General features: G+C 59.5%; 24 protein-coding genes and 2 tRNA genes. 13 read left to right on the top strand and 13 right to left on the bottom strand.

The features are described 5' to 3' along the window. Window positions 1-8 precede the first annotated feature (8 nt). The 8 genes from KUL93_RS02530 to KUL93_RS02565 all read left to right on the top strand — a co-directional run bounded on the left by KUL93_RS02530 (window position 9) and on the right by KUL93_RS02565 (window position 7,758). The gene (locus KUL93_RS02530) at window positions 9-434 is read left to right on the top strand and encodes a DNA polymerase III subunit chi (RefSeq protein ID WP_217125551.1); all 426 of its coding nucleotides are present in this window, start codon (window positions 9-11) and stop codon (window positions 432-434) included. Continuing rightward, the gene (locus tag KUL93_RS02535; RefSeq protein ID WP_217125552.1) at window positions 431-859 is read left to right on the top strand and encodes a hypothetical protein; all 429 of its coding nucleotides are present in this window, start codon (window positions 431-433) and stop codon (window positions 857-859) included. The genes KUL93_RS02530 and KUL93_RS02535 overlap by 4 nt, the downstream gene beginning before the upstream one ends. A gap of 31 nt (window positions 860-890) precedes the next feature. Then, window positions 891-3,746 (top strand): valine--tRNA ligase, encoded by a 2,856-nt coding sequence (locus KUL93_RS02540; protein ID WP_217125553.1) that lies wholly within the window; start codon window positions 891-893, stop codon window positions 3,744-3,746. Between the two features lie 110 nt (window positions 3,747-3,856). Continuing rightward, entirely contained in the window at window positions 3,857-4,621 is a 765-nt protein-coding gene (locus tag KUL93_RS02545) for an ABC transporter substrate-binding protein (RefSeq protein WP_119335346.1), read from the top strand. A gap of 32 nt (window positions 4,622-4,653) precedes the next feature. Further along, window positions 4,654-5,412, top strand: a complete 759-nt coding sequence (locus tag KUL93_RS02550; protein ID WP_217125554.1) for an amino acid ABC transporter permease — start codon at window positions 4,654-4,656, stop codon at window positions 5,410-5,412. A 3-nt stretch (window positions 5,413-5,415) separates the two neighbouring features. Further along, entirely contained in the window at window positions 5,416-6,162 is a 747-nt protein-coding gene (locus KUL93_RS02555; protein ID WP_217125555.1) for an amino acid ABC transporter ATP-binding protein, read from the top strand. Between the two features lie 21 nt (window positions 6,163-6,183). Beyond that, window positions 6,184-6,783, top strand: a complete 600-nt coding sequence (locus tag KUL93_RS02560) for a MarC family protein (RefSeq protein WP_217125556.1) — start codon at window positions 6,184-6,186, stop codon at window positions 6,781-6,783. Window positions 6,784-6,816: 33 nt separating this feature from the next. After that, window positions 6,817-7,758 carry a DMT family transporter gene (locus KUL93_RS02565; protein ID WP_119335350.1) on the top strand — a complete coding sequence of 314 codons (942 nt, stop codon included), beginning with the start codon at window positions 6,817-6,819 and terminating at the stop codon, window positions 7,756-7,758. A 55-nt stretch (window positions 7,759-7,813) separates the two neighbouring features. On the opposite strand, the gene KUL93_RS02570 is transcribed toward KUL93_RS02565, so the two are convergent. The 3 genes from KUL93_RS02570 to KUL93_RS02580 form a co-directional block, all read right to left on the bottom strand. After that, complete coding sequence (locus tag KUL93_RS02570) at window positions 7,814-8,044, bottom strand: sulfurtransferase TusA family protein (RefSeq protein ID WP_217125557.1); 231 nt, start codon at window positions 8,042-8,044, stop codon at window positions 7,814-7,816. A gap of 41 nt (window positions 8,045-8,085) precedes the next feature. Next, the gene (locus KUL93_RS02575; RefSeq protein WP_217125558.1) at window positions 8,086-9,342 is read right to left on the bottom strand and encodes an ArsB/NhaD family transporter; all 1,257 of its coding nucleotides are present in this window, start codon (window positions 9,340-9,342) and stop codon (window positions 8,086-8,088) included. A gap of 26 nt (window positions 9,343-9,368) precedes the next feature. Further along, window positions 9,369-9,462, bottom strand: a tRNA-Ser gene (locus tag KUL93_RS02580). 75 nt (window positions 9,463-9,537) lie between these two features. On the opposite strand from KUL93_RS02580, the gene KUL93_RS02585 reads away from it, so the two are divergent. After that, on the top strand, window positions 9,538-10,404 hold the full coding sequence (locus tag KUL93_RS02585) for a fumarylacetoacetate hydrolase family protein (RefSeq protein ID WP_217125559.1): 867 nt from the start codon (window positions 9,538-9,540) through the stop codon (window positions 10,402-10,404). A gap of 39 nt (window positions 10,405-10,443) precedes the next feature. Further along, the gene (locus KUL93_RS02590; RefSeq protein WP_217125560.1) at window positions 10,444-11,853 is read left to right on the top strand and encodes a dihydrolipoyl dehydrogenase; all 1,410 of its coding nucleotides are present in this window, start codon (window positions 10,444-10,446) and stop codon (window positions 11,851-11,853) included. 122 nt (window positions 11,854-11,975) lie between these two features. On the opposite strand, the gene KUL93_RS02595 is transcribed toward KUL93_RS02590, so the two are convergent. From KUL93_RS02595 to KUL93_RS02630, 8 genes are all read right to left on the bottom strand, one after another. Continuing rightward, entirely contained in the window at window positions 11,976-12,950 is a 975-nt protein-coding gene (locus tag KUL93_RS02595; protein WP_430408197.1) for a cytochrome-c peroxidase, read from the bottom strand. Between the two features lie 157 nt (window positions 12,951-13,107). Next, on the bottom strand, window positions 13,108-14,430 hold the full coding sequence (rimO, locus tag KUL93_RS02600; protein ID WP_217125562.1) for a 30S ribosomal protein S12 methylthiotransferase RimO: 1,323 nt from the start codon (window positions 14,428-14,430) through the stop codon (window positions 13,108-13,110). After that, window positions 14,417-14,992, bottom strand: coding sequence for a polyhydroxyalkanoate synthesis repressor PhaR (gene phaR / locus KUL93_RS02605; RefSeq protein WP_119335357.1), 576 nt, complete (start codon window positions 14,990-14,992; stop codon window positions 14,417-14,419). Before phaR ends, rimO begins: the two co-directional genes overlap by 14 nt. A gap of 99 nt (window positions 14,993-15,091) precedes the next feature. Further along, on the bottom strand, window positions 15,092-15,838 hold the full coding sequence (gene fabG, locus KUL93_RS02610) for a 3-oxoacyl-[acyl-carrier-protein] reductase (protein WP_217125563.1): 747 nt from the start codon (window positions 15,836-15,838) through the stop codon (window positions 15,092-15,094). Window positions 15,839-15,954: 116 nt separating this feature from the next. Then, on the bottom strand, window positions 15,955-16,695 hold the full coding sequence (phbB, locus tag KUL93_RS02615) for an acetoacetyl-CoA reductase (RefSeq protein ID WP_217125564.1): 741 nt from the start codon (window positions 16,693-16,695) through the stop codon (window positions 15,955-15,957). A 63-nt stretch (window positions 16,696-16,758) separates the two neighbouring features. Continuing rightward, window positions 16,759-18,552 (bottom strand): PHA/PHB synthase family protein, encoded by a 1,794-nt coding sequence (locus KUL93_RS02620; RefSeq protein WP_217125565.1) that lies wholly within the window; start codon window positions 18,550-18,552, stop codon window positions 16,759-16,761. Between the two features lie 18 nt (window positions 18,553-18,570). Further along, complete coding sequence (gene pgeF / locus KUL93_RS02625) at window positions 18,571-19,329, bottom strand: peptidoglycan editing factor PgeF (RefSeq protein ID WP_217125566.1); 759 nt, start codon at window positions 19,327-19,329, stop codon at window positions 18,571-18,573. A 17-nt stretch (window positions 19,330-19,346) separates the two neighbouring features. Then, window positions 19,347-20,297 carry an RluA family pseudouridine synthase gene (locus KUL93_RS02630; RefSeq protein ID WP_217125567.1) on the bottom strand — a complete coding sequence of 317 codons (951 nt, stop codon included), beginning with the start codon at window positions 20,295-20,297 and terminating at the stop codon, window positions 19,347-19,349. Here KUL93_RS02630 and KUL93_RS02635 point away from each other — a divergent pair. Then, window positions 20,296-21,093, top strand: a complete 798-nt coding sequence (locus KUL93_RS02635; RefSeq protein ID WP_119335361.1) for an outer membrane protein assembly factor BamD — start codon at window positions 20,296-20,298, stop codon at window positions 21,091-21,093. The two genes, KUL93_RS02630 and KUL93_RS02635, sit on opposite strands and share 2 nt — an antisense overlap. A gap of 129 nt (window positions 21,094-21,222) precedes the next feature. On the opposite strand, the gene KUL93_RS02640 is transcribed toward KUL93_RS02635, so the two are convergent. Beyond that, window positions 21,223-21,299, bottom strand: a tRNA-Arg gene (locus tag KUL93_RS02640). Between the two features lie 71 nt (window positions 21,300-21,370). Further along, window positions 21,371-23,734, bottom strand: coding sequence for a phosphoenolpyruvate synthase (gene ppsA / locus KUL93_RS02645; RefSeq protein WP_217125568.1), 2,364 nt, complete (start codon window positions 23,732-23,734; stop codon window positions 21,371-21,373). Between the two features lie 96 nt (window positions 23,735-23,830). Here ppsA and ppsR point away from each other — a divergent pair, with 96 nt between their 5' ends. After that, window positions 23,831-24,670, top strand: a complete 840-nt coding sequence (gene ppsR, locus KUL93_RS02650; protein WP_217125569.1) for a posphoenolpyruvate synthetase regulatory kinase/phosphorylase PpsR — start codon at window positions 23,831-23,833, stop codon at window positions 24,668-24,670. A gap of 13 nt (window positions 24,671-24,683) precedes the next feature. Then, entirely contained in the window at window positions 24,684-25,895 is a 1,212-nt protein-coding gene (locus KUL93_RS02655; protein WP_217125570.1) for a DUF2863 family protein, read from the top strand. Window positions 25,896-25,922 lie beyond the last annotated feature (27 nt).

Raw genomic sequence — 25,922 nt, forward strand, 5'->3', positions numbered from 1 at the left:
CCGCGACGATGGTGTGCCGCGTCCGCTTCTTTCCCGATCAAAGCCATCCGCTGGATACCGCGGTGCGCCTCATTGAGCGCGCCTATCGCAGTGGCCGCCAGGTTGCGGTTCGTCTCGAAGACGAACCACAACTGGCGGCGCTCAGCAAAACTTTGTGGGAATCCCGTCCGGGGTTTTTTCTGCCCAACGTCCGGGTGAGTGACCCCATTGCCGCAGAAACCCCGATCGTTTTGCTGCTTGCCGAAGAGACCGTTCCCACGCCACGCCCCGTTTGGGTGAACTTGGCGCGCGCCGCGTTTGCGTCGCTCCCGGACTGCGAATGGCTTTTCGAAATCGTCGGAACCAGTGAAGCGGACAAAGCGCCCGCGCGTAAACGCTACCGATACTACCGCGCTTTGGGTTGCGCGGTCGATGTTGCCCGAGGAACGCCATGATGGTTCGCCCCCCTTTTGCCGATGACGACCGCCCCGCATGGGAGACTCCCTTGCGTTCCACCGCCAACACCGCTGCGCTCACCTTGCCGGAAATCCCGCCGGTACCGCTCGACGCGTTGCCGGTGTTGACCGAAAAAGCGGAGCTTGCGGCTTCCCAAACCGTGCAAGCGCCTTGCGTTTCACCACCTCCGCCAGAAACAGCCACCGCCACAACCGCAGCCAAACCCTTGTCACCCGGAGTCTCTGACCCAGTTCCCAACGCTCCGGCCGTGGTAACAGAAGCGGAGGACGAAGCGTTTGCGCGTTGGGTTGCCGAACGCACCGCCGCGCTCGTGCAGGAAGAGCTCACGGCGCTCACCGAACGGGTCGTTGCGCGGCTCGAATGGGAACTCAAGCAAAAACGGCGCGAGCGCAACCGGCTATAATTCCCCTTTTACCGATGCAACCCGGACGACGATGGAACTCGAGAAAAGCTTCAACCCTGCTGCGATCGAACAACCGCTCTACCGCCATTGGGAAAGCGCGGGTTATTTCAAAACGGGTTTCGACCCCGGCAAAAAACGGGCCTACTGCATCCTGATGCCGCCCCCCAACGTCACCGGAACGCTCCACATGGGGCACGGCTTCAACCAGACGATCATGGACACCCTCATCCGCTGGCGCCGAATGAGCGGCGACAACGTGCTTTGGCAACCCGGAACCGACCACGCCGGTATCGCCACGCAGATCGTCGTCGAACGGCTGCTCGAAAAAGAGGGACGGACCCGTCAAGAGCTCGGCCGCGAAAAGTTCCTGGAGCGCGTCTGGCAGTGGAAAGAGTACTCGGGCAGCACCATCACCCAACAGATGCGCCGGCTCGGCTCCTCCGCCGACTGGAGCCGCGAACGCTTCACGATGGATGAGGGGCTTTCGCGCGTCGTGATCCAGACCTTCGTTCGCCTCTACCGCGAAGGGCTGATCTACCGCGGCAAGCGGCTCGTCAACTGGGACCCCAAACTCAAAACCGCCGTCTCCGACCTCGAAGTGAGTGCGGAAGAAGAGGAGAGCTTCCTGTGGTCGATCCGCTATCCGCTTGCCGACGGCCCCGTGGATGGCGTCGAGGGCGTGATCGTCGCCACCACCCGCCCCGAAACCCTCTTTGGTGACACCGCGGTGATGGTCCACCCCGACGACGAACGCTACCGCCACCTCATCGGTAAAACGGTTCTGTTGCCGCTCGCGAACCGCCGCATCCCGATCATCGCCGACGAAGCGGTCGACCCCACCTTTGGCACCGGCTGTGTCAAAGTCACACCGGCGCACGACTTCAACGACTTCGCGGTGGGGCAACGCCACAACCTCCCGATGATCAACATCATGCGGCTCGACGCCCACCTCAACGACAACGTCCCCGAGCCATTCCGTGGGCTCGACCGCTTCGTGGCGCGCGAACGCGTGGTCGAAGCGCTCAAGGCAGAGGGGCTACTCGTCGACGTCAAACCCCACCGCGCGATGATCCCGCGCGGCGACCGCACCGGTGTCGTTCTTGAACCGATGCTTACCGACCAGTGGTTCGTTGCCACCACCAAGCCTGCGCCCGACGGCAAATCGCTCGCGCAGAAGGCGCTCGAGGCCGTTGATACCGGCGAAATCCGTTTCATCCCGGAAAACTGGACCAACACCTACCGTCAATGGCTCACCAACATCCAAGATTGGTGCATCTCCCGCCAACTCTGGTGGGGGCACCAGATCCCCGCTTGGTACGCCGCCGAAGACGAGGGCAAAGAGAACCCGCGCTTCTGGGTTGCCCATGACGAAACGGAAGCGGCGCAGCTTGCCGCTGCCGATGGTTACAGCGGCCCGCTCGTGCGCGACCCCGACGTGCTCGACACCTGGTACTCGTCCGCGCTCTGGCCCTTTTCGACCCTCGATTGGACACCGGAATACCCGGCGAAATCGAACCCGGCGCTCGACCTCTACCTCCCCTCGTCGGTGTTGGTGACTGGCTTTGACATCATCTTTTTCTGGGTGGCGCGCATGGTGATGATGACCACCCACATCACCGGGAAAATCCCGTTCCGCGACGTTTACGTGCACGGGCTCATCCGAGACGCCGAAGGGCAGAAGATGTCGAAGTCGAAGGGGAACGTGCTCGACCCGATCGACCTCATTGATGGCATCTCGCTCGATGCGCTCATCGAAAAACGCACCTTCGGTTTGATGAACCCGAAGCAAGCCGAAACCATCGCCGCGCGCACCCGCAAAGAGTTCCCAAACGGGATCCCCGCGTTTGGTGCGGACGCGCTGCGCTTTACCTTCGCCAGTCTCGCCTCACCCGGGCGTGACATCAAGTTCGACTTGAACCGGTGCGAAGGGTACCGCAACTTCTGCAACAAATTGTGGAACGCCGCGCGCTTCGTGTTGATGAACACCGAAGGACACGATTGCGGCTTGGCAGACCACCAGCCGAATGCCTGCCAAGGCGAATACCTCGACTTTTCGTTTGTCGACCGTTGGATCGTCTCGCGACTGCAACGCGCCGAACACGAAGCCGACCAGCATCTCAACGCCTACCGTTTCGACCTTTTGGCACGCACCCTCTACGAATTCATCTGGGACGAGTATTGCGACTGGTACCTGGAGCTCGCGAAAGTCCAGCTCAAGAACGGCACCGCGGCCCAACAACGCGCCACACGGCGAACCCTTCTGCGGGTATTGGAAGCGACATTGCGCCTTGCCCATCCGGTGATCCCCTTCATCACTGAAACCCTGTGGCAAGCCGTCGCCCCGGTTGCCGCGCGCAAAACCACCGACTCGATCATGCTCGCGCCCTACCCTGTCGCGCAACCCGAACGTATCGACGAAGCGGCGGAAGCCGCGATGGCCGACCTCAAAGCGATCATCAACGAAGTGCGCAGTATTCGCACTCAGATGGGGCTCAAACCCGGCGAACGTGTTCCGTTGCTCGTCACCGGCTTCGACGCCGCGCAAGCCGAGCGGTTTGCCCCTTACATCGAAGCACTGGCCAGGGTCTCGGCGGTTCGAGTCGTTCCCGAACTGCCTGAGCAACTCCTTGCCCCAGTCGCCGTTGCCGCAGGCGGGCAATGGATGCTCGAAGTCACCGTCGATCTCGAAGCCGAAAAGGCTCGGCTGACGAAAGAGCGGCAGCGGCTCACCAACGAAATCGCGCGCGCCCAAGGGAAACTGGCAAACGAAGCGTTCGTTACGCGCGCTCCTGCAGCGGTCGTTGCCCAAGAACGCGAACGTCTGGCGAAATTCACCGAAGAGTTGGCCCAGATCGACGCACAGCTGGCCAGACTCGAACGGCGCTGAGTGCGCTAGCAAAAACAGGAACTTCTGTCAAGGCGGGGAAATCCCGCTTTCCCCGTTTTGACCGATTCACTACAATCGTGCGGTTCGTTCGATTGCGTGGAGGTACCGCGATGAAGCGCCTGCTGATCACTGTGTTTGCCGCATTGTCTGTACTGACTGCCCCAGCATGGGCACGGGACTGGCAGACCATCCAGGCTTCTGGGAAACTGCACGCGATCACCGAGGGCGCTTTCTATCCCTTCAACTACTTCGAAGGACAAACGCTCACAGGGTTTGAAGTGGAACTCGCTGAAGCGATCGCCAAAGAACTCGGGCTTGCCATCGAATGGCGTACGGTGCCCTTCGACGCGCAGATCGCTGCAATCCAGCAGGGACGGTACGACTTCGCAATCGCTTCGCACGGGTACACCGAACAACGCGCCAAAGCGGTCGATTTCACCAACCCGCACTATTGCACTGGTGGGATGATCGCGGCCCGCAAAGACGGCCCGTTGACCGTCAAAGCGCTGGCTGGAAAAACGGTGGCGGTTCAAATTGGCACCAGCTACCTCGAAAACGCACGCAAAATTCCCGGACTCAAAGCGCTGAAAACCTACAAATCGGACCCGGAAGCGTTCGCAGCGCTCAAAGCCGGCAAAGTCGACGCCTGGATCTCCGACCGTTTTCTGGTCAAAGCCACGCTCGAGAAAAACGGTGATCCCAACCTGGCAGCTGGCGAACAAGTTTTCTATGAGCGCGTCTCGATGATTCTGCAAAAGAACAACCCCGAACTCAAGGAAAAACTCAACGAAGGGCTTGCCGCGATCATGCGCAACGGTGTCTACCAACGCCTGTCGCAAAAATACTTCGGCGAAGACGTCTCCTGCCCCGAGTGATCGGTTGATCCTGCGCGGAGCTCGACCTCATCATGGACTGGATTCGCCACCATCCTGGCGCAGCGATCTTTACCGCGCTGATCGGTCTGTTGATTTTCCTTTGGGGGATGGCGATCCCCCTCTCCTACGCCCCAGAACCGATCGGCCCCGCGGCGGAGCTCTTTGCCGAAGGAACGCGGGTGACCGTCGGGCTCACGGTCGTCTCCGGTCTTGCCGGGCTGGTCCTTGGTGTCCTCGTTGGATTGGGTAACCTGTCCCCGATCAAACCGATCCGTTGGTTCTGCGCGTTTTACGTGTGGGTCCTGCGTGGCACCCCGCTCCTTCTACAAATCTTGTTCGTCTGGTTGGTCCTTCCCACCCTCTTGCCCGCGCAATGGTCGCTCTCTGACTTCACCCTGGCCGCAATCGCCCTTTCGCTCAACATCGGCGCCTACAATTCGGAATGCGTCCGGGCCGGCATCCTTGCCGTTCCCCATGGGCAGATCGAAGCCGCAAAAGCGCTCGGGTTCTCCCCCTTCCAAACCTTCTGGGACATCGTCCTGCCCCAAAGCATGCGGATCGCGCTCCCGGCTTTGGCCAACAACCTGGCGTCGCTCGTCAAAGATTCGTCGCTTGCCTACGCGATCAGCGTGGTCGAACTCACGATGGTCGGCTACCGCATCCAAGCCGAAAGTTACCAACCGATCCCTGTGTTTCTGACCGTCGGAGCGATCTATCTCATTCTCACTACGGCGTTTACCACCATGACCAACGCGATCGAGCAGATGCTCGACGTCGGCCGGAAGCGCTGAATCATGAACGAACACCCGATCATCGAAGCCATCGACGTCCATAAACGGTACGGCGCTTTTCACGCGCTCAAAGGGGTGACCGCCCGGTTCTATCCCGGCGAAGTCACCGCCATTTTGGGCCCTTCCGGTTCGGGCAAGTCGACATTCCTGCGCATGCTCAATCGACTGGAAAAGCACGACGCAGGTCAAATCTTCATCGACGGCATCGAACTCAACGACGATCCGAAGCACCTGGCTGCCATCCGACGGGAAGTCGGGATGGTGTTTCAGAATTTCAACCTATTTACCCACCTCACCGTTCTGCGCAACGTCGCTCTGGCACCGATGCGCATTCGTAAAGTCGCCCGCAAAGCAGCGGAAACGAGAGCAATGGCGCTTCTTGAACGGGTGGGCTTGGCCGACCACGCGCACAAATACCCGATTCAACTCTCAGGGGGGCAACAACAGCGCGTGGCGATTGCCCGCGCACTGGCGATGGACCCCAAAGTGCTCCTCTTCGACGAACCGACCTCCGCCCTCGACCCCGAAATGGTCAATGAGGTTCTGACGGTAATGCGCGAACTGGCCCACACCGGCATCACGATGCTCGTGGTCACCCATGAGATGGGATTTGCCCGCGAAGTCGCCGATCGCGTCCTCTTTTTCGACCAGGGCAGCATCCTGGAAGACACCACGCCAGACCGCTTCTTCAACGATCCGGCACACGAACGCGCACGCGCGTTTCTGGCACAAGTCAAACACGGGTTCTAAAATTTTCCGCTTCGGTGCGCTATGACCAACGAACTGCTCTCGCTGCTCGTCCTGTTGCTGATCCTGTTGGATCCGGTTGGCAACATTCCACTGTTGATCTCGTTGCTGCGCGGCGTCGCCCATGAGCGACGCGTCCACATCATCGTGCGGGAAAACCTGATCGCAGCAGCACTGCTCGTCCTCTTCGTCTTTTTTGGCGACTGGCTCCTTTCCACCCTACGCCTCACCCCTGCTGCATTGGAAATCTCGAGCGGAATCATCCTGTTTCTGATCGCAGTGCGTATGGTTTTCCCTTCGCCCACCTCTGCACCCGAAGAGGCGATGCGACAAGAAGAACCGCTGATCGTACCGATTGCCGTTCCGATGATCGCCGGCCCTGCGGCGCTTGCCACCGTATTGCTCACTGCGCGCCAAGGGTTCGAACCGCTCACCCTGATCCTGGCGATTCTGGCGGCAGTAGCGATCAATACCGTTGCCCTTTTGGCGGGCGAGCGCATTGCGCAACGCCTAGGTCGCGCCGGTATGGCTGCAATGGAACGGCTGATGGGGCTGATTCTCACGACGATGGCCGTGCAGATGCTGATATCCGGTTTGCGCGCCGCCTTTTTCGCCGCGTCGTGAGCGTCACGATCAGCCACCATTAGGTAACCGACGATGAGCCCCCGTACTGCCGACCTGTTGCTGCTCACCGCTGCAGCCATCTGGGGCAGCACCTTCGTGGCCCAAAAAGAAGGGATGGACCATTTCGGTCCGTTTCTCTATACGGGTCTGCGTTTTTTCTTGGGTCTGTCGCTCTTGGTTCCGCTGGCGCTAAGACAATGGCATACCTACCGCCGGCGCCATGCCACGCCCACGCCTCGGCAGCTCTGGCCCATTGCCGGGTTGGGACTCTTGCTCGGTACTGGGATCGTCCTCCAACAGATCGGGATCGTTTCCACTACGGTCAGCAATGCGGGCTTCTTGACCGCGCTTTATATTCCTCTGGTCCCGATCCTCGCGTGGTTACTCGACGGCAACCGACCCCATTGGCTCGTTTTCCCGCTCACACTCCTCACTTTTTTTGGCACCTTCCTCTTGGCTGGCGGCCAGTTCGACGGGTTCAACCGTGGTGATGGGTGGGTCATCCTCAGTAGCCTCTTCTGGGCACTGCACGTCCATTTCGTCGGTCACGTCGTCGCCCGCTTAGGAATGCCCATCGTGATCGCGTTCGGGCAATATCTGGTCTGTGCGGTGCTGACGACTGCCCTAGGGTTGCTGTTCGAGCCGTTCGACCTGGCTGCGCTTCAGGCCGGTTGGCTGACGATCGCCTACGGCGGGATACTCTCGGTTGGTATCGGCTTTACCCTGCAGGTGATCGCACAACGCCACACACGCCCTTCGGAAGCAGCGATCATTCTGAGTTCGGAAGTGCTTTTTGCGGCGCTGGGGGGCGTTCTCTATTTCGGCGAACGGCTGACTCCGCTCCAATGGCTCGGCGGGTTGCTGATTTTCGTCAGTATCGTCCTCATCCAGCTCCCGTGGCCTAAGCGCGCGATCGCTGCCGCACCTCAGCACGGCACGACGCTATGCGCTTCACAAAAAGAAGAGCGCTCTTGACGACGCGCGCAACGGGATTTCCGTGGCTCACGTGACCACCGAAAACCCTTGTTGTTTACCGCCGCTTGAGAAAAAATTCGAACGACTTGTCGTCGCGTTCCGTCACCGCCAACAGTTCGTTGCCGGACTGTTTGGCGAACGCCGTGAAATCGGGCACCGAGCCCGGGTCGGTGGTCAGCACGCGCAGCACTTCGCCCGATTGCATTTCCGCGAGCGTCTTTTTCGTCTTCAAAATGGGCAGTGGGCAGTTGAGCCCACGCGCGTCCAATTCACGATCGAATTGCATTGGATTCCTCATTTAGGATATGGGTGATGACTATTGTACCGTCAAGGCGCAACGAGCGAAAACCACCCGAGCACCACCAGAAGAGAAGCGAACGTTACCCAAACGCCGGAACGAAAATAGGTAGCAAAGCTAATGGCCACACCGTAACGCGCCGCCTGCTCCGCGACGATCAAATTGGCGATGCTGCCCACCAGCAGGAGATTGCCAGCAAAGGTACTGACCACTGCGAGCAAATACCAGAGCGACACCTGCTCAGGCGACAAAAACTGCATGAGGAGCATCACCGCAGGGACATTGCTCACGACATTGCTCAACACCACGGTCAACGTCGTGAAAAAGAGCGGCTGCGTGACCTCACCCCCGCGCTGCGCCAACCACGCCATCACCGCCTCTGGTGCTCCGGTGGTACGGAGAAGACCGACGACGACAAACAACGCCAAAAAAAGGGTGATCAAATGCCAATCGACCCGCTCCAACAGTGCTCGGGTGGCCATCCGTCGCGAAAGCAGCAAAAGGCCAGCACAAACAAGCGCCGAATGTTCGCGCGGAATTTCGGTAAAGAAAAGGGCCACCAAACCCGCCAAGAGGGCGATCCCCTTGCCGCTCTGCCAGGCATCGAAGGGCGGCTTTCCAGACGCCAATTCGGCAAGGTCAATCATGCCGACAGCCCGCTTTGCGAGCGCGCCACGAAATTGCCACCACAGAATGGCGTACGCAGAAGCCAACGACAACACCACGGGAACCGCGCTCCACGCCGTATAGGAGCCAAAATCAAGCGCACCAACCTGTCCGATCAACATATTTTGGGGATTGCCGATCAGGGTAGCCGCCGAACCGATGTTCGCTGCCATCGCTAGCCCCAACAGGTGCGGCAGTGGTGCAATGCGTGCGGCGCGGCAGGTTTCCACCAACACAGGGGCAACCGCCAAGCAGATCACGTCGTTGGAAAGAAACGCCGCAAGCGCCGCACTCGCTGCCATTTGCCACGCCAGGAATCGTCGAGGCGATTCGCTCACGGAGTCCACCAGCCGAAGCGCCAAAAACGTGTAAAAACCCCCCAGTCGCAACTGCGCTGAAAAGAGCATCAACGCATAGAGAAGTGCCATCGTCGGCCAATCGACGAGCAATGTGAGGGTTGCGGCATCGGCGTTCGCGACCAAACCCATCGCCAACGCACCAAGGAGCGCCACCCCAGTGCGATCGATCGCCAATCGCGGCAGCCGACCCAATGCGATGCCCAGATAGGTGAGAAGAAAGAGCGCGATCAGCGCTTCATTTTGGGTGGGTGACCAGGACATTCAGGAAAAGAGGATCGCAGAACGGGTGGCGGAGACGGAGGGATTCGAACCCTCGATACCGGTTTTAGCCGGTATGCTCCCTTAGCAGGGGAGTGCCTTCGACCTCTCGGCCACGTCTCCGGAAAGAGCCGCCATTCTACCCGAAAGCGGTACAATGGGTCAATCTTTGTGTGTGCCACGCAGAAAGGAAAAACGGTGAAACTGGCTCGCTATGGACTGCCAGGACAAGAACGTCCGGCGCTGGTCGACCCCGATGGGCAGCTACGCGATCTCTCAGCACTCATTCCCGATCTCACCGCCACGCACCTCACCCCAGAAACACTCGATGCGCTGCGCGCCCTCGACCCTTATCGCCTGCCGTTGGTCAGCGACCCGGTTCGTTTGGGCGCGCCATTTACCGGCACGCAAAAATTCATTGCGATTGGACTCAACTACCGCGACCATGCGCGAGAAGCCAACCTCCCCATTCCCGAACGGCCGGTGGTTTTCCTCAAAGCGACCAGCACGATTCAGGGGCCGAACGATCCCATTATCCCGCCACCGGGCTTTTCGAAACTCGACTTCGAAGTCGAATTGGGCGTGGTGATCGGGTCCGTGACCCGACAGATCCCCGTTGCGCGCGCGTTGGACGCCGTTGCGGGTTACTGTCTGATCAACGACGTTTCGGAACGCGCACTGCAAATGGAAGCCGGTGGCGGACAATGGGCGTTGGGTAAAAGCTGTGACACGTTCGGCACCGTCGGCCCGTGGTTGGTCACCAAAGACGAGATCCCTGATCCGCAAGCGCTCACCCTCTGGCTCGACGTCAATGGCGAACGTCGGCAAACCGGACACACGCGTGAGATGATTTTCACCGTGGCTCAGTTGATCAGCTACCTCTCCCACTACATGACCCTCACCTCCGGTGATGTGATCGCCACCGGAACGCCTGCAGGCGTTGCGATGGGAGAGAACCCGCCGCGCTATTTGCAAATCGGCGACACGATTCATGCCGGTTGCGACCTGCTTGGCGAACAACGGCAACGCGTGCTGGCCCCCGGTTCGTCCTTCTCACCATGTTAGAATGAATAAGTCTTTCATGATTTACTACTGGAGAATTCCATGACCTCCGCCACCCGTTCTGTCGACGTTGCGATCATCGGTGCCGGAACCGCAGGGCTCTACGCGCTGCGCGAAGTGCGCAAACGCGGGTGCTCCGCGGTGCTCATCGACCATGGTCCGCTGGGCACCACCTGTGCCCGGGTGGGCTGCATGCCCTCGAAAGCTGCGCTGCACGTGGCGCACCTGTGGAACGCCGCACGCACTGCCACACACTGCGGGTTTCCTGCACCTGCGGCTGGTAGCGAACCCGATTTGACCGCCGCATGGGCAGAGGTGCGGCGCAAACGTGATTTTTTCGCGGACCGCACCGCAGAGCGGACCAGACAGTTCGCCGGGGACGATTTGATCATGGGCAGTGCCCGCTTTATCGCTCCGCACGCGGTCAAGGTGGCGCGCGACGATGGCGAAAAGGTGATCGTCGAAGCCAAAGCGTTCGTGCTGGCGGTGGGCTCTCGCCCCTTCCTGCCCCCAAACCTGATGTCGATCAACGCTACCCGGCTCTTGACCACCGATTCCCTGTTCGAGATCGACACACCCCCGCGGCGGATCGGTGTCGTAGGGCTTGGCGCGATCGGCATCGAAATGGGACTTGCGCTCTCCCGCTTGGGCGTAGATGTAGTGGGCGTCGAGCAGGCGCCAACCTTGGCCGGCATCAGTGACCCGGAAGTTCGGGCCAAAGCGCTTGCCCGTTTTCAGCGTGAGTTCCCGATTCGCCTGGAAACGGCCGCAACGTTCGAAGAGCGTGCTGCGGACATCCTGATTCGGTTCCCCGACAGATCGCAAGCCGTTGTCGATGCGCTTCTGGTCGCCACGGGACGGCGCAGCAACCTGGATCGCGTCGATCTGCCGGCAGCAGGCGTCACCCTGAACCCACGCGGCTTTCCGGAACGTTTCGATCCCGAAACGTTACAAGCCGGGGGCGCGCCCATTTTCATCGCGGGCGACGCCAATGGGTTGCTGCCGCTCATGCACGAAGCGGCCGTGGAAGGGGGTGCGGCAGGCAGAAACGCGGCGCTGGTGGCGAAGGGAGAAACCCCGCTTCCGCGCAAAGTGCTCCCCCCGTTGGCAATCGTTTTCAGCGACCCGGACGTGGTCCGCGTTGGCGCACGCTTTGCCGATCTCGACCCAGAAACGATCGTGATCGGTACCGGTAAGGGCGAAGAGAATGGTCGTTCGCGGGTGCTCGACGAAACCGAAACGCTCGTTCGTGTCTATGCCGAGAAGGGAAGCGGTAAACTGCTCGGCGCCGAACTCGTCGCGGCACAGGGGGAGCACTTGGGCCACTTTTTGGCGCAAGCGATCGCACGCGGGGAAACCGTGCGGGATCTCCTGGCGCTCCCTTACTACCACCCGACGGTAGAAGAGCTCTTGCAAAGCGCCCTTTTGGACGCCGCAAGCAAGGTAAAGTAACCAGTCAGGCTCTTCAGGCGGTACTGCCGCTTGCATCGGCACCCTACGGTATAGGGGGCTTCGCCAAGCGGCAGTCGACCCAAAATTTGCCTCAAAGGGTCAAACTCAGAACATCGGTCCCATCATTTGAACGGATCGGGGCGGGGTGTATTGGGTCCTGATGCGGGCAAGAGCGGAAGGACATCTTGCGGACGTTCTCCAGTCAAGGCATGGAGAAAGGCAACAACTTTTTTCACCTCATCGTCACTGAACGTTCTGCCAAGTTGGAGACGCCCCATGAGGACAACCGCCTCTTCGAGCGTACTGGCTTCGCCATCGTGGAAGTATGGGTAGGTGAGCTCAACGTTACGCAAAGTTGGTACTTTGAAAAACCAGCGGTCCTCATCCTTCTTGGTGACTGCAGCGCGCCCTTCAGCCGGAGAGGAACTCCGGTACGGCTCAACCACCCCCATCTTCTGGTACGAATTCCCACCTAAGTTGGGCCCATTGTGACAGGCAACACACCCGCTTTCGTAGAAGATCTTCAACCCAGCGATCTGTTCGGCTGTCATAGCCTTATCATCGCCTCTTAACCAGCGATCGAAGGGTGAATTGGGTGTAACCAGTGTCTCTTCATAAGCTGCAATGGCATCGGTAATGTGGTCCAACGAGACTTTGTCCGTGCCATAAATTGCCTGAATCTGCGAAACATATCCCGGGATAGACTGAATCACCTCAACGGCCAAGGTGTGAGGCATTGCCATTTCGACGGGAGCTTGAATCGGCCCAGCAGCTTGTTCCTTCAAATTGGCAGCTCGACCATCCCAAAATTGAGCCAAATTGAGCTTGGAATTGAATACCGTTGGTGCGTTCACAGGCCCCGGTTGCCACTTATGACCGATGGAAGTCTTGAGATTGTCGACCCCACCCAACATAACGTTGTGGCAGGTGTTGCAGGAGATGATCCCAGACATCGACAATCTGGGGTCGAAAAAGAGCTGCTTGCCTAATTCAACTTTAGCTTTTTGATCAGCAGAAATAACGACTGGTTGTATGGGTTGTATCAGCTTTGCCACCTCAGCCCGCAGTTGCGCGTCTGCAATTGCGACACTGCTCATCCCGACAACCGATAGCGAAACGATTAGCTTCCGTACTTTCATGATTACGCTCCCTGAGAAAAACCACTAACAGGGTACCGCAATAGCACAAATTTAGTATTGATTTAGGTCAAGTGACGTGATTTTCAAAAACAATGACCTCGATTGATAAATACAATCAGACCGTCTCCGCATAGAGATCATGGACGTCGCAATCGACCACCCGCACACGGGCAAACTCGCCGGGGGTAAGCGCCGCGCCATTGGCGACATAGACCAAGCCGTCGATTTCCGGCGCATCGGCCGCCGAGCGGGCAACCGCGCCCTCTTCGTCGATTTCCTCGACGAGGACGTCGATTTCCCGCCCGATCCACCGCTCGAGCCGCTGCGTCGAGATGTCCTCTTGAAATGCCAACAGCCGGATCCGCCGTTCTTCACGGATCGCTTCCGGGACAGGATCAGGGAGTTCGTTCGCCGCTACTCCCTCGACGGGCGAATAGGGGAAAACTCCGACTCGGTCGAGCTGCGCCGCTTCTAAAAATTGCAACAGCAATTCGAAATCGTATTCGGTTTCGCCTGGGAAACCGGTGATGAAGGTGGAGCGGATGGTGAGATCGGGGCAGATCGACCGCCATTTGCGAATGCGCTCCAAGACCTTTTCGGTAGCGGCTGGGCGTTTCATCAACTGAAGGATTTTGGGGCTTGCGTGTTGAAAGGGGATATCGAGGTACGGCAGGATTTTCCCTTCGGCCATCAGCGGAATCAGCTCGTCGACGCTCGGGTAGGGATAGACGTAGTGCAGGCGAACCCAGACCCCCAATTCGCCCAAGAGCTTGGCCAATTCGGTGAGTCGCTGTTTGACCGGTCGCCCCTGCCAGAAACCGGTGCGGTAGTTGAGATCGACCCCATAGGCGCTCGTGTCTTGTGAGACGACCAAAATCTCTTTGACGCCAGAGGCAACAAGCGCTTCTGCCTCTTCCATGATCTCATGGATGGGCCGGCTCACCAGGTCGCCACGAAGTTGAGGAATGATGCAAAAGGTACAGCGGTGGTTGCACCCTTCGGAAATTTTCAGGTACGCATAATGCGCCGGAGTGACCCGTACGCCTTGGGGCGGTACGAGATCGACGAACGGATCGTGGGGTTTGGGCAGATGGCGATGCACGAGCGCCATCACTTCGTCGGTGGCATGCGGCCCTGTCACCGCAAGCACCTTGGGGTGGGCTGCAAGGATCACGTCACGGCGTGCGCCCAAACAGCCGGTGACGATCACTTTGCCGTTTTCCTGAATCGCTTCGCCGATCGCATCGAGCGACTCTGCCACGGCTTCTTCGATGAAACCACAGGTGTTGACGATGACGAGATCGGCTTCGCCGTATTCGGGTGTGATTTCATACCCTTCGGCACGAAGTCGCGTCAAAATGCGTTCGGTGTCGACGGTGGCTTTGGGGCACCCCAAACTCACCATGCCGACGCGCGGCGTGGGGTCACTTCGATTCATCTTGCGATTGCGGGTTTTTCGAGGTGGGATTGGATTTGGGATAGAAAGCTTCGAACCAGCTCAGCGCTTGGCGCTGCATCTGTTGGTTCATTTGATGCCATAAGTTTTGGGTTTGCTCGAGGTAGGCATCGAGCATCGACTGCATCGCTTTCGGTTGCAGTGAAAGAAACTGGGCGAGGATCTCTGGCCCCATCACCGCGTTGTCACCGTAGATTGCGCGAAAGCGCTCTTGCATGCGGCTTTGCAGTTCCAGGAACGTTTTCAGGCTGTTTTCCAGGTATTGACCAAAAAGCGTCTGCGACGCCTGGCCGTAGAAACGAATGATACTGGCGAGCATTTCGGTGGAAAAGATGGGCTCTCCCCCCACCTCTTCTTCCATCAAAATCTGCAGCAAAACGCTGCGCGTCAGATCTTCTTGCGTTTTGGCGTCGATCACACGCACCGGCTCGTGATGAAGGATCATCTCTTTGATTTCCGCCAGCGTAATATAGGTGCTGGTTGCGGTATCGTAGAGCCGCCGGTTGGGATATTTCTTGATGACGCGTTCGCTTCCCGCGTTCATGGAGCACTCTCATGGTCACGCGGCTCGGCCGCAATCGGGCAATTATACCGCCGTTCGCAGCCCAGCCGCCAAAAAGTCTCGTTTCGTCAAACGAGTGGCTCAGTACATGTGCAGACCGCCATTGACGTTGAGCGTTGCCCCCGTGATGTAAGCAGCTTTCTCACTGGCCAAGAACGCGACGCACGCCGCGATCTCTTCCGGTTTGGCCAGGCGCTTCATCGGCACGGTGTCGATGATCGCTTGCCGGATGTCTTCGCGGATCGCCATCACCATCTCGGTGGCGACGTACCCCGGCGCGATCGCATTCACTGTCACCCCTTTAGCAGCGAGTTCGAGCGCCAGTGCTTTGGTGAAACCAAGGATCCCGGCTTTCGCTGCGGCGTAGTTGGTCTGCCCCGCTTGCCCTTTGACGCCATTTACCGAGGAGATGTTGATGATCCGCCCCCAGCCCCGTTCCGCCATCTTCGGCGCGATGTCACGGGTGACGTTGAACATGCTGTCGAGGTTCACGCGCAGCACGGCGTCCCATTGCGCCTTTTCCATCTTGTGGAAAAATTTGTCCCGCGTGATCCCCGCGTTATTGACCAGGATGTCGATCGGCCCCACTTCAGCTTCGATTTTCGCGACCATCGCTTTGCACTGGTCGTAGTCGGCAACGTCAGCCTCGGCGGCTACGAAATCGAAACCTTGTGCTTTTTGTGCAGCCAGCCACTCCTCCTTCTGCGGGAAGCCCGGAATGCAGTTGGCAACGACGCGATACCCCTCTTTGGCGAGCTCCTGGCAAATGGCCGTTCCGATCCCGCCCATGGCGCCGGTTACCAGTGCGATACGTTGTGTTGTCATCATGACTCCCTTCGTTCGGTGTGTTGAATAAAAAAAACCGCTTGGTGGGATGCCAAGCGGTACTATTGTATCGCGAAATTGTTGCGCTGCAACAATTTCGCGTTGAGGGATGGTCTCCCTCAATACATATGTTGTCCTCCGTTGATCGCGATGTTGGCACCCGTGACGAACGCCGCTTCGTCGCTCGCCAGGTAGGCGACGAGCCCCGCTACCTCTTCCGGTTTACCCAGACGCCCCAACGGGATCTGCGGCAGGATTTTGCTTTCGAGCACCTCTTTGGGAATCGCCATCACCATCTTGGTACCGATATAGCCCGGCGAAATGGTGTTTACCGTCACGCCATATTTCGCGACTTCGAGCGCGAGCGACTTGGTAAACCCGTGCATCCCGGCCTTGGCCGCCGCATAGTTGGTTTGCCCAAACGCCCCTTTCGTGCCATTGACCGACGAGATGTTGATGATGCGCCCCCACCCCTTCGCGATCATCTCTTCGATCACCTGCTTGGTCATATTGAAGACGCTGTCGAGGTTGGTGCGCAGCACCGCATCCCAGTCGGCTTTGGTCATTTTCCGGAACGTCATGTCCCGGGTGATCCCTGCGTTATTGACCAAGACATCGACGGGCCCGACTTCGGCTTTGACCTTCGCGACACATTCGACGCACGAGTCGAAGTCGGCGACATCGACGGGATAGGCCCGGAAGTGGTAGCCCATCTCCGCCATTTTGGTCAACCATTCGGGGGCTTTGGTGTTGTTGAGCGAATGGGTGACGACGACGCGATACCCCATCGCAGCGAGTTTGATGGAGATCGCTTCGCCCAACCCCCCCATACCTCCGGTTACCAATGCAATGCGACTCATGATTGCTCCCTCCTTGTGGTGTTGAAAACCATTTGACCCTCCCTTTTTCGATTCCACCGCTACTCACACGGCCGCGGCTTCACGCGCTCCTCGCACGAGCGGCAGCGCCGGTTCTTTGACGTAGCGTCCCGGAGCGGGTTCGATCGGTGGGTATTTGTCGTTTCCGAGCGACTCACGCGCAGGCACCGTTTTCCCTTTGTGCTCCTTCAGCCAATCGGCCCAATCGTTCCACCAACTCCCGGGGCATTCGCGCGCCGCGGCAAACCATTCGTCCGGCTCCTGCGGCAATTCGGGATTGACCCAATAACTGCGCCGATTCTTCTTCGCGGGATTGATCGCACCCGCGATATGACCGCTTGCGCCCAACACGAACCGTTTTTCACCCCCCAAAAGCTGCATCGAATGGTATGCCCCGCGCCACGGAACGATGTGGTCTTCCCGCGCCGCCATTACGTAGGCGGGCGCGGTGATGGCACCGAGATTGACGGGGTAACCCAGCATGTTCAATTTATTGGGCAAGCGCAGTTCGTTTTCCAGATACATATGGCGCAAGTAGTAGGTGACGAACGGCCCGGGCAGATTGGTGCTGTCGCTGTTCCAATAGAGCAGATCGAAGGGCTTGGGTTTTTCCCCCTTCAAATAGTTACCGACGACGTAATTCCAAATGAGGTCGTTTGCCCGCAACATCGAAAAGACTTGCGCGAGTTCCGACCCCAACATCAAGCCACCTTGGCCGATCGTCGCCTCCCGAGCCGCAACGCTCGCCTCATCCACTAAGCACCCCAGTTCCCCGCTTTCGGCAAAATCCAAGAGTGTCGTCATCAGGGTCAGACTATGCACGGGCGGATCGCCACGGGCAACCGCAACCGCGAGCGCCGACGCCAGGATCGTTCCGCCGACGCAGAATCCCAACACGTTGGGATCGGGACAACCGGTGATTTCCCGCACGACTTCGAGCGCTGTGAGCGGCCCCAACGCCAGGTAGTCGTCCCAGCCGAAATGGACCTCGGAAACCCCTGGGTTTTTCCACGAGATGAGGAAAACCGTATACCCTTGTTCGACCGCAAAGCGCACGAGCGAACTTTCCGGCACAAGATCCATGATATAGAACTTGTTGATGCACGGCGGTACGAACAAAAGCGGCCGCTCGCCGACGGTTTCGGTAAGCGGTGCGTATTGGATGAGCTGCATCAACGGGTTTTCATAAACGACCGCACCCGGGGTCACCGCGAGGTTCTTGCCCACTTCGAACGCGGTTTCGTCGGTCATCGAAATGCGGCCTTTGCGCAGGTCTGCCAGAAGGTTTTCGATACTGCGACGAATGCTCTCCCCCTGCGTAGCCATCGCCGTTTCGATGAATTCCGGGTTGGTTGCCGGGTAATTACTGGGGGCAAGCGCATCGAGCCATTGACGCACCACGAATTTCACCCGGCATTTGGTCTTTCCGTCCGGGAAATCGGACGCTTCGACCAGCTCCATCACCAGTTGGCTGAACACAAGGTACGACTGCCGCCAATAGTCGGCAATCGGGTTCGCTTTCCATGCCGGTGCGGAGAAACGCCGGTCCTGCTCAACCTCCGGCACCACGGGTTCGGTACGGCGATGGATGAAGCGATCCCACAATTGGCTCTGCGCGCTCAGCCACCGATTGCCCCATTCGCGCCATTTCTCTGGCCGCTGCATCCAGCGCGCGAAGAGTTCCGTGAGTTCGGGTGGCATCGGCGGCAGCGCGGGCATACCCGGAAAAGAGGGCATGCCTCCGCCCGGCATGGGGAAGTTCGGCACGCCAGGAAATGGGCTACCGCTGGCGGCATTGGACATCATCGCGGCGGGAAACGCGAAGGGAAATGGTTGCATCGGGTGACTCCTCCTCTCCTAGGGGTATTCTGGTCGCGGTTGTAATGCGGCCAACGTCGCGAACCGTCCGGTTTGCGGCCCGTCTCGGCGATGAGAATACCATAGCCCATTTTCCCAGGTACAGAGTCCGCTGGGAAGGACGGATTGCGCGCCCAAACGCTTCAACTGCTCGGCGGCAATCGCGCCAAGGTCAACCGTGTAGTGGCCCGCGCGCTTTCCGTTACGCACGGCTTGCGCCACCCAAGGGCCGAGTGCGGTGAGCGCTTCGATCACCGGAGCATCGACCTCGTAGCACCGGCCGCAGATCGCGGGACCGATCCACGCGGCGAACGGGGCATCCCCGAGCGCGGCGACAGCGCGCGCCAAGATACCAGCAGCCAGCCCTCGCCACCCTGCATGCGCCACCGCAAGCCGCGCCCCATCGCTCCGTACCAGGACCACCGGCAAGCAGTCCGCGGTAAGTAGCGCCAGCCAACGCCCCGCGCGCGCCGTGGTTGCCCCGTCGGCTTGCGGAGGAGCGTGGCCGGATGGATCGGCTGCGTCCGCATCCCAAATGGTCGTGCCATGCACCTGCTTGAGCCACAGTGGGTCGCTGCCCAAGGTTGCGCGCAACCGCGCGCGGTTTTCCGCAACTGCGGCCGTGTCGTCGCCAACGTGGTCAGCCAGATTGAGCGCGTGATAGCCACCTGCGCTGACGCCACCGGTACGCGTCGTCAGCCGGATTGTCACGCCGTAGGGGCGCAGTGCAGTAACGGTAAGGAGCAGTAATTCGTCCATGTTTTCGTTATAGCCGCTCATTGCGCGGCGCGCAACGTGTGCAACAGTTCGGCCAAGTCGTCCGGTAATGGCGAATGAAACGTCATCGTCTCGTCATGGACCGGATGGCGAAACGTGAGGCGACTGGCGTGTAGTGCCTGGCGTGCCAACGGCCATTGGCGCACTTTCGCATTGCCGTAGAGGGGGTCGCCAATCAGGGGGTGGCCCAGATGGGCGAGATGGACGCGAATCTGGTGGGTGCGCCCCGATTCGAGATCGCACTGCACGAGGGTAGCCGTGTCGCCGAACGTTTCCAACGGCGTCACATGGGTGACGGCAGGTTTGCCATGCGGCACCACGGCCATCTTGACCCGCTGTGTGGGGTGGCGTCCAATCGGCGCCGCAACGGTGGTCTTGCGTTCGATCCGACCGACGGTTATCGCCCAATAGCGGCGCGCGATCGTGCGCGCGGCCAATGCAGCGACCAATTGCTGATGGGCAACGGGCGTTTTCGCCACCACCATCAGTCCGCTGGTCTCTTTGTCCAACCGGTGAACGATGCCCGCGCGCGGGAGGTTCGACAGCGCGGCGTCGTACGCCAAGAGCCAATTCATCAGGGTGCCACTGCGGTGTCCCGCGCCCGGATGGACCACCCAACCCGCTGGCTTGTCGAGCACCAGCAGATGATCGTCTTCGAAGACGATGGGCAAAATCCGTGGCTCTGGCCGATCGACGCATACCGGTTCGATCGTGACGGCAGCCACCACCTCAGCGCCCGGCGCCAGCGTATGTTTTGGGGAACAAATCGGTTCGCCGTCGACGAGTACGCACCCTTCCCGGATCCACCTCTGCCACTGCGAGCGGGAAAATTCCGGTGCGTGCTCGGCGAGCCATTTGTCCAGGCGCACGAACGACGCGTCGGACGCGACCCGCCAATGGTATTCCGTTCTATAATCGTCAAGCTCTTCCACAGATGAGATAGTATTCATGAAACGTTGGTTTCTTGTGACGATGGCCGCCGCAACACTTGCCGGCTGTGGGTTGCTCCCCGAAAAGATCGACGAAACGCGCTCATGGAACGCGCAAAAGCTCTATAGCGAAGCGCGGGCGGCAATGGACGATGGCGACTATCAGCGTGCTGCCGAGCTCTTGGAAAAGCTGGAATCGCGCTACCCCTTCGGCCGTTATGCGCAGCAGGCGCAAATCGAAACGGCCTATGCTTACTACAAACAAGGGGAGCCGGAGCTCGCGCTGGCGGCGATCGAGCGCTTCTTGCGGCTCCACCCGGACCATCCGAACCTCGATTATATGCTCTACCTCAAAGGGCTGATCCTCTTCAACGAAGACCGCAGCCTCTTTGCCGCGCTCGGCAACCAAGACATGAGCGAGCGCGACCCGAAAGCGGCAAAAGAGTCGCTCGAAGTATTCCTGGAGCTGTTGCGCCGCTTTCCGGAAAGCAAATACGCGGAAGACGCCGAGGCCCGGGTCATCTACTTGCGCAACAGCCTGGCGCGGCATGAGCTCCACGTGGCCCGTTACTATCTCAAGCGCGGCGCTTATCTGGCCGCGGCCAACCGCGCGAAGGTGGTCGTGACCGATTACTCCGATACCCCACTCGTCGAAGACGCGCTTTGGCTGATGCGCGAAGCGTATGACCGCTTAGGGCTCACCGATCTCAAAACCGACGCGGAACGTGTGTTACAACTCAACTTTCCCGATTCCGACTACCTCAAATATGGGGAGCGGCGAAGTAAAGACGAAAAACCGTGGTGGCAGTTCTGGTGATCTGTCACGCGGTTTGATCTCTTTCGCGCCGAGAGCCTGATGAAGCGCCCACGATGGGCGCTTTTTCGTCTTCATTTGCGTGCAAAAAACAAAAAAGCCCCGGATTGAACCGGGGCCTTAGGTATTCTTTGGCGCGCCCGGAAGGATTCGAACCTCCGACCACCTGGTTCGTAGCCAGGTACTCTATCCAACTGAGCTACGGGCGCTTCGCGTTGCGCGAGACCGTTATTCTAGCAAAACCGCATGCCTTGTCAACGGCCCCGCAGACGCTTTAGGTTTATTGCTTGCGGTGGTTCGCCAGTCGCAACCAGGTATCGATCACGGTATCCGGGTTGAGCGAAATCGTTTGAATTCCGCGATCCATGAGCCACTCGGCAAAGTCGGGGTGGTCCGACGGCCCTTGACCGCAGATCCCGACGTACTTCCCGAGTTTGTTGCACGCGTCGATCGCCATCCCAAGGAGGATGCGAACCGCCGGATCGCGTTCGTCGAACGATTCGGCAACCAACCCCGAGTCGCGGTCAAGCCCAAGGGTCAGTTGCGTGAGGTCGTTCGAACCGATCGAGAAACCGTCGAAGCGCGCCAGGAACGCTTCCGCCAACAGCGCATTGCTGGGCACCTCACACATCATGATGAGTTCAAGCCCGTTTTGGCCCTGCACAAGGCCGTTCGCCGCAAGGAGCTTGATCACCCGTTCGCCCTCTTTCACCGTCCGGACGAACGGCACCATGATCTTGACGTTGGTGAGCCCCATCACGTCGCGGACTTTCTTGAGCGCTTCGCACTCCATTTCGAAGCAGTCGCGGAAGCTCGGCGCAATGTAGCGTGCAGCACCTCGGAAACCGAGCATCGGGTTCTCTTCTTCCGGCTCGTAGATTTCACCGGCAAGGAGTTTGCGGTATTCGTTCGACTTGAAGTCGGAAAGACGAACGATCACCGGGTTGGGGTAGAACGCCGCAGCGATCGTCGCGACCCCTTCGGCCAGTTTTTCGACGAAGAAGGCGCGCGGGCTTTCATAACCCCGCGCACGGCGCTCGATCTCTTCGCGGATCGACGCCGGAATGCGGTCGATTTCGAGAATCGCGCGCGGGTGGATCCCGATCACGTTGTTGATGATGAACTCAAGCCGCGCCAATCCGACACCGGCGTTGGGAATCTGGGCAAACTCGAACGCGAGCTCCGGGTTGCCGACGTTCATCATGATTTTCACCGGCAATTCGGGCAGTTCGCCGAGATCGGTGCGCTGCACTTCGAATTCGAGCGCCCCACGATAGACGTAACCGGTATCCCCTTCCGCACATGAGACGGTAACCGTTTCACCGTCTTTGAGGACTTCGGTGGCGTCGCCACACCCAACGATCGCAGGCACCCCCAGTTCCCGCGCGATGATCGCCGCGTGACAGGTACGCCCACCCCGGTTGGTGATGATTGCCGCGGCGCGCTTCATCACCGGCTCCCAGTTGGGGTCGGTCATGTCGGTGACGAGCACGTCACCCGCCTGCACTTTTTCGATTTCGCTGATGTCTTTGACAATACGCACTTTACCGACGGCGACCTTCTGGCCGATCGCCCGCCCTTGCACGATCGCTTTGCCGTGCTGCTTGAGGCGGAATTTTTCGAGCACGCGGCCACTTTCCTGAGATTTGACCGTCTCAGGACGCGCTTGCAAGATGTAAATCTTGCCGTCGATCCCGTCTTTCCCCCATTCGATGTCCATCGGCCGCCCGTAGTGCTGCTCGATGATCAGCGCATAGCGGGCGAGTTCGAGGATATCCTCGTCGCTGATACAGAAACGATTGCGCTCTTCCGGGGTGGTGTCCACCTCTTTGACGCGCCCTGCTTCGCCGGGCGTCGTGAAAACCATCTTGATCAGTTTGGAGCCGAGCGAACGGCGGATGATCGCCGGTTTGCCCTGCGCCAAGGTAGGCTTGTGCACGTAGAATTCGTCCGGGTTCACTGCGCCCTGGACGACCATTTCCCCCAGGCCGTAGGAGGCGGTGATGAAAACGACGTCGCGAAAGCCCGATTCGGTGTCGAGCGTAAACATCACCCCGGACGCACCGACGTCGGAGCGCACCATTCGCTGCACCCCCGCCGAAAGCGCCACCTCGGCGTGACGGAACCCTTTATGGACCCGGTACGCGATCGCACGATCGTTGTAGAGCGACGCAAACACCTCTTTGATCGCGTGCAGGATGTTTTCGATGCCGCGCACGTTAAGGAGCGTCTCTTGCTGCCCAGCAAACGAAGCATCGGGCAGATCTTCGGCAGTGGCCGACGAACGGACGGCAAAACTCCCTTCACCCTCGCGGGTGATTTCGGCGTACGCGGCACGGATCTGCGCCTCGAGCTCTGCTGGGAATGGCGCTTGCATCACCATTTGACGGATCGCAGCGCCGGTGCGCGCCAGTGCCGCAAAGTCGTCGACGTCAAGCCCTTCGAGCAGATCGTGAATCTTTTGCCGCAACCCATTGTCGTCGAGGAAGCGCCAAAAGGCCTCGGCCGTCGTGGCGAAACCATCCGGCACGCGGACACTGTCAGGCAACTGGCTGATCATTTCACCCAGCGACGCGTTCTTGCCACCGACTTGGGCCACATCGGACATGCGCAACTCGCGCAATGGGATCACGTAACGGGTCATGCCAATACTCCCTGGAGGATCGGATAAAATAACTAGCCATTATTCTAATGGCTTTACTGCCATTTCAATCCTTTTTAGCCGATCAAGGATGCTCCGATGCCGATTCCGCGCAAACGCCACGTCTTTTATGTCTCCGACGGTACGGGCGTCACCGCGGAGATGTTGGGCGAAAGCCTCCTGGCCCAGTTTCCCGACCTCGACTACGTGGTGGTGCGCGCCCCGTTCGTCGATTCCCCGCAAAAAGCGGGCGAACTGGTCAGCAAGATTGAACGGGTCGCCCAAGGAAGCGGTTTTCGTCCTATCGTCTTCTCGACGCTGGTCAAACCGGAAGTCCTGGCCGTGATCCAGAACGGTCCCGGCCTGGTGATGGACCTCTTCGGCGCCTTCATCGACCCGCTCGAGCGCGAATTCGGCATGGAGAGCACCCACACCGTCGGCCGCTTTCACGGAATGCGGGACACGCACAGCTATCACCGCCGCATCGAGGCGATCAACTTCGCATTGGCGCACGACGATGGCATTACCCAAGACCATACGCTGGTCGAAGCCGACATCATCTTGATCGGGGTTTCGCGTTCGGGCAAAACCCCGACCAGCCTCTACCTTGCGATGACCTACGCGATCAAAGCGGCCAATTACCCACTGATTCCCGAAGACCTAGAGCGCATGCGCTTACCGGAAGCGCTGCGACCGCACCGTGAAAAACTCTTCGGGCTGACGATTGCACCCGAACGCTTGGCGCAAATCCGTTCCGAACGGCGCCCGAACAGCGCCTACGCCGATTTGGCCAATTGCCGCCGTGAAATCGAACTGGCGCTGGAGTTGATGCGACGGGAAGGAATCCCGTGGCTCGACACCACGACGAAATCGATTGAAGAGATCGCGGCAGTGGTGATGCTCCATCTCGAAAAGATCCGCCGCTACCAAGACTTGTAACGAAAGGGAACCGATGAACAATCCCAAAAATCCCCAACCCAAAAAACGACGCAACCGCCCCAGTGCGATGGCACCGAGCGCCGAGCACCTCTGCTGGCTGGCTCAAGGCCTGGCGCGTTCAGGCAGCCGAGTCGAAGACCGTTGGTGGGAGCAACAGATCGAAGCTGCGGTTCGTCAGCTTCTCGAGGAAGGCAACGACAACGTGATCGAACAGGCGCTCGAACACCTCTACCGCAGCGACGAATCGGCCTACGGAGAGCTGTTGGATGCGGTGGAGAGCGAAGCCGAAGTCGTCACCGGCGAAAAGGAAACGCTGCTCCTGATTGCCGCGCCGGTACTGGCGTGGTCCCGCTTTTCGGTGCCCGCGAAGACCATTCCCACCGCTGCGCTCGAACACCTGCGCACTGCATTGGCTGCACACGTCTTCGCACCAGGGGTTCGGTTTGCGATCGCGAACCACCTCTTTAGCCCAGACCAACTTCCAGACGGCTACATTCCCACCCAGCACCTGCTCAAAGCGATGCAAAATGCCGCACTCGCTAACGAAGACTATCCGGTCGATAGCGACCGCCTCAACGAGACAATGGTGTTCCTCTCCGACATCCGTTACCTGCTGATCGCCGCAGCGATTCCGAACGGAGAAGCGATCTTCCGTTGGCACTTGCCGGAAGGGGATCGCGAGCAAGCGTTTGCGGCGTGGCGCAAACGGGCTCATCCGGTATTCGAACGGCTGCTGATCGGCTGCGGTATCGAATTGGAGCCGCCTGACGCTTACTTCACTGCCAGTCGCAAGGCAAACCGCGACTCGCGCGTTTTCGCAATCTTCGCAGCGGTTGCCTACCTGGCAACCGAGTTCGATATCGCGTCGAGCCGTCTGCGCGCGGTGATCGCCCCGTGTGAAGGCAACGGCGAATTCGAATACCGCATCGGTTTTTGCTTGAAACCGAGCGGCCAAGTGATCCATGGGGTGCCTTGGCCGCTCATTGGTACCGACGAAAACGAAGAGGAGACGGTCGAACGGATCGTCGCGACGCTGCGCGACAGCGGCGTCACCGATACGCTGGTGTTGCGCCGAACACTGCCACTCGAATTTTGCGAGGACTGCGGCGCCCCGCTCTTTCCCAACCCCCATGGGGAACTGGTCCATGCCGAAATGCCCGGCGAAAACCCCAACGGGGAGGAACCATCTGGCCATGGCAATCCCCCGCCGCGCTATCTCCACTGACCCCAGCGCGGGCCGATCGCGCCGCTG

It is taken from the genome of Hydrogenophilus thiooxidans, from assembly GCF_019049855.1.
Classification (GTDB): domain Bacteria; phylum Pseudomonadota; class Gammaproteobacteria; order Burkholderiales; family Rhodocyclaceae; genus Hydrogenophilus; species Hydrogenophilus thiooxidans.